Source organism: Curtobacterium sp. B18, from assembly GCF_000333375.1.
Lineage (GTDB): Bacteria > Actinomycetota > Actinomycetes > Actinomycetales > Microbacteriaceae > Curtobacterium.
In genome coordinates this window covers 1-4,168 of sequence record NZ_BACZ01000080.1, presented here as the reverse complement: position 1 = coordinate 4,168, position 4,168 = coordinate 1, and the positions used below count along the sequence as shown (strand labels likewise).

4 protein-coding genes are annotated in these 4,168 nt (G+C 71.7%); 2 read left to right on the top strand and 2 right to left on the bottom strand.

Going from position 1 to position 4,168, the window contains the following annotated elements:
* A partial coding sequence (locus I5E_RS02330; RefSeq protein WP_187290446.1) for a DEAD/DEAH box helicase family protein occupies positions 1-667 on the bottom strand: 667 nt, incomplete at its 3' end.
* A 170-nt stretch (positions 668-837) separates the two neighbouring features.
* On the opposite strand from I5E_RS02330, the gene I5E_RS20985 reads away from it, so the two are divergent.
* Together I5E_RS20985 and I5E_RS22485 are read left to right on the top strand one after the other, a co-directional pair.
* Positions 838-2,010: an MFS transporter gene (locus I5E_RS20985; protein WP_049973422.1), complete on the top strand. Its 1,173-nt coding sequence runs from the start codon at positions 838-840 to the stop codon at positions 2,008-2,010.
* Between the two features lie 102 nt (positions 2,011-2,112).
* Positions 2,113-2,298, top strand: a complete 186-nt coding sequence (locus tag I5E_RS22485; RefSeq protein ID WP_022905573.1) for a hypothetical protein — start codon at positions 2,113-2,115, stop codon at positions 2,296-2,298.
* 957 nt (positions 2,299-3,255) lie between these two features.
* Here the strand turns inward: I5E_RS22485 and I5E_RS02315 are convergent.
* A partial coding sequence (locus tag I5E_RS02315) for an acyltransferase family protein (protein ID WP_022905572.1) occupies positions 3,256-4,168 on the bottom strand: 913 nt, incomplete at its 5' end.

Below are 4,168 nucleotides of genomic sequence, written 5' to 3'. Positions count from 1 at the left end.
CCCCGAACATCTCGATGCGGATCGCGTGTTCCTCGTACATCGGGATGATCTCGAGGGTGTCGCCACGAACCCGGAAGGTGCCGCGCGCGAAGTCGACGTCGTTGCGCTGGTACTGCATCGAGACGAACTTGCGGACGAGCTGGTCGCGCGAGATCGTCTGGCCGACGTGGAGCGCGACCGAGGCGTTCATGTACTGTTCCGGCGTCCCGAGGCCGTAGATGCACGACACCGTCGACACCACGACGACGTCGCGCCGGCTGAGCAGGGAGTTGGTCGTCGAGTGTCGGAGCCGCTCGACCTCGGCGTTGACGGACGAGTCCTTCTCGATGAAGGTGTCGGTCTGCGGGACGTACGCCTCGGGCTGGTAATAGTCGTAGTACGAGACGAAGTACTCGACCGCGTTGTTCGGCAGCAGGCTCCGGAACTCGTTCGCGAGCTGTGCCGCGAGGGTCTTGTTGTGTGCGAGCACCAGCGTCGGGCGCTGCACCTGCTCGATGAGCCAGGCGGTCGTCGCCGACTTGCCGGTACCGGTCGCACCGAGCAGCACGACGTCCGTCTCACCGGCGTTGATGCGGCCGGCGAGCTCGGCGATCGCCGCGGGCTGGTCGCCGCTCGGCGAGTACTCGCTGATGACCTCGAACGGGCGGACCGCGCGCGTGGGCTCGATTGACACTGCCATGCCGACAACGCTAGTCGGCACCCCTGACACCGGAGCCGACTGCTCGCCGTCGGCGTATCGTCCAGGCCAGGCTGGCTCGAAGACCGCTGATAGGGATCCGGCATAGCCTCCGATCCGTTCAGCAACCCGAATCGCTCTCACTCCCCTGGAGAGGCCCCATGACGACGGCGACCCCCGCCGCACCGACGAAGGGCACCCCGTTCCGCGGACGCATCCGCGGACGAGTGCTCATCCTCCTCTGCTTCATGTACGCGATCTCGTACATCGACCGCACCAACATCTCGACCGCGCTCCCGCACATCACCGAGGACTTCGGCTTCAACGAGACGACCGCCGGACTCATCGTCTCGGCGTTCGCGCTCCCCTACGCACTGCTCCAGGTGTTCGGCGGAACGATCGCCGAGAAGTTCGGACCGCGGAAGGCCCTCTTCGTCATCACCGTCGTCTGGGGCGTCGCGACCCTGTGGACCGGTTTCTCGGTCGGGTTCTGGACCCTCTTCGCCGCCCGCGCGCTCCTCGGTCTCAGCGAGGCCGCCGCGTTCCCCGCCGCCACCCAGGCGATGAGCCGGTGGATCCCCCGCGACCGCAACGGCTTCGCGCAGGGCGTCGTGCACTCGGCCGCCCGCCTCGGCAACGCGCTCGCGCCGCTCCTGGTCGCGTGGGTGATCGGTGCGACCGGCAGCTGGCGGTGGGCGTTCTTCGCGACCGCCGTGCTGAGCATCGCGTGGGCCGTCGTCTGGTTCGTCTGGTTCCGCGACAAGCCCGAGGACACCGCCGGCATCCGGCAGGTCGAACTCGACGAGCTCCCGCCCGTCGAGACCCGCGCGACGCGCCCGCCCGTCCCGTGGCGCACGCTCGCGCGCCAGATCCTGCCGGTGACCTTCGTCGACTTCGGCTACGGCTGGGTGCTCTGGGTGTTCCTCACCTGGATCCCCACCTTCCTCAGCTCCACCTACGGTCTGCCGATCAGCCAGTTCGCACTCTTCACCACGCTCGTGCTGCTCGCCGGGGTCGTCGGCGACACCGTCGGCGGCATGCTCAGCGACCGCATCATCCACCGCGGCGGCGACAGCCGGAACGCCCGCAGGATCGTCCTCGTCACCGGACTCGGAGGCTCGCTCATCTGCCTCGTCCCGCTGGTCATCGGGCAGGGCCTCGTCGTCGCCACGATCTCGCTCGCGCTGTCGTTCTTCTTCCTCGAGCTCTGCAACGCCAACCTCTGGGCGATCCCGATGGACGTCGCGCCGCAGTGGTCCGGGACGGCCTCGGGGTTCATGAACACGGGGTTCGGCATCGCCGGCGTGATCTCGCCGATCGTCTTCGGGCGCTGATCGACGCCTCGGGGTGGCAACTCCCGGTCGCGCTGTCCTGCGCCTTCTTCGCCCGGCGGCGGTCGTGCCTGTTAATGAAGCCAAAGCGCTCACGATGACGGCGTGATCTCGCCGATCGTCTTCGGCGCGCTGATCGACGCCTCGGGGTGGCAGCTCCCGTTCGCGCTGTCCTGCGCCCTCCTCGCCGCGGCGGCGGTCGTCGCCTGGTACATGAAGCCGAAGCGCCTCACGATGACGGACGGCGTCCTCGAGATCGGCGTCCCGAAGGCCGAGCAGCACACCGCCTGACCGCCGCAGGGGCGGGCCCCCACCCCGCCCCGCCTGGTCCCGCCTTGCCTGGCCCGCCCTGGGCGGCCCCGCCCGCGCACGGTGCGCCGTCCGTCAACCCGTGCGACGTTGCACGCTCCGTGCGCCGCCACAACCCCGCACCCAGCGCTTAGCACCGCACGCGGTCACGAGACCCGCACGGTGCGGACGGGAGGCGCGGCGCCAGCCCGCCCCGTCCCTCCCGTCCGCCAGCACGCACGACGTGACGCGCGATGCCAGCCCGCCCCGTCCCTCCCGACCGCCACCACGCACGACGGGAGCCGCGGTGCCAGCCCGCCCCGCCCCTCCCGTCCGGCAAGCCGACCGGCCAGCGCACGGTGCGCCGTCCGTCAACCCGTGCGACGTTGCACGCTCCGTGCCCCGCCACAACCCCGCACCCAGCGCGCCGCACCGCACCCGGTCACGAGACCCGCACGGTGCGGACGGGAGGCACGGCGCCAGCCCGCCCCGTCCCTCCCGTCCGCCACCTGCACGGCGGGAGCCGCGGTGCCAGCCCGCCCCGCGCCTCCCGTCCGGCCGGCCGACCGGCCAGCGCACGGTGCGCCGACCGTCAACCCGTGCGACGTTCCACGCTCCGTGCGCCGCCACAACCCCGCACCCAGCGAGCAGCACCGCACCCGGTCAGGACGCCCGCACGGTGCGGACGGGAGGCACGGCGCCAGCCCGCCCCGTCCCTCCCGACCGCCACCCGCACGGCGGGAGGCGCGGTGCCAGCCCGCCCCGCGCCTCCCGTCCGGCCAGCGCACGGTGCGCCGACCGTCAATCCGTGCGACGTTCCACGCTCCGTGCGCCACTGCAACCCCGCACCCAGCAAGCACCACCGCACCACGCCGCGGACCCAGCACGGTGCGCACGCGCACCCGCCGCCCGCAACGCCGCCCGCAACACCGCCCGGCAGCGTCGCCGTCGAGGCCGCACTCAGCGGGTCGGACGCCTCCCGACGTCGTCCGTCTCCCCCACGAGCGCATCGTCCGGCTCCACCGGCTCCACCGGCTCCCCCGGCTCCCCCGGCTGGACGGCCGAGTCGGACGCACCCGACCCGCCAGCGGCCGGAACGCCCCCTCCGGTTCCGACCCCGCGCCGAGCACCCGCCTCCCGTCTCCGCGCCCGCGCCGCCCGCTGCGCACGCGACGCCTGCGACGGCCGCCCGGTCAGGGGCACGCTCAGCGGCGTCCACCGGAACAGCTCCGTGACGAGGACCGACAGCACGAGCACCAGCACGTACGTGACGAGCGTCAACCACGGCTTCGGGACGACCCGCTCGAGCACGCTGTCGCCGTAGAGCAGGATCCAGATCGCGAACGGGTGACTCAGGAAGATGCCGAACGACCGGTCCGAGCCGTAGTCGACCACGCGCGCGAGCGGGCTGCCGGGTCGACGCCGATCCGCCCACCGGGCGCCGATGGCGAGGAACCCGACGAACACGGCGCTGCTCCAGATCACCTGGATCGGCTGCAGCGGGGTGCCGGCGGCGTAGAGCGACTGTCCGAGGGCGACCTGCAGCGCCCAGACGCCGAGTGTGAGGGCACCGACGCCCGCGAAGCCCCAGAGGACGGCGCGGCGGTGCACCCGGATGAACCGGAGGAAGGCGTCGGCGTGGTCGGCGGCGATCGCCCCCGAGACGATGAAGAAGACGTACGAGAAGAAGAACTGCTTCTGGTAGCCCTGCATCCACGCGTCGCTGGCCGGGAAGTACTTGTACCCGGCGAAGACGACGAGCTGGACCACGAGCGTCACGACGAGGACGGCGACGTGGTGCCCGCGCGTCCGCCGCACGAAGCACGCGATCACGGGCAGCAGCAGGTACACCTGCATGGTCACGAGCAGGAAG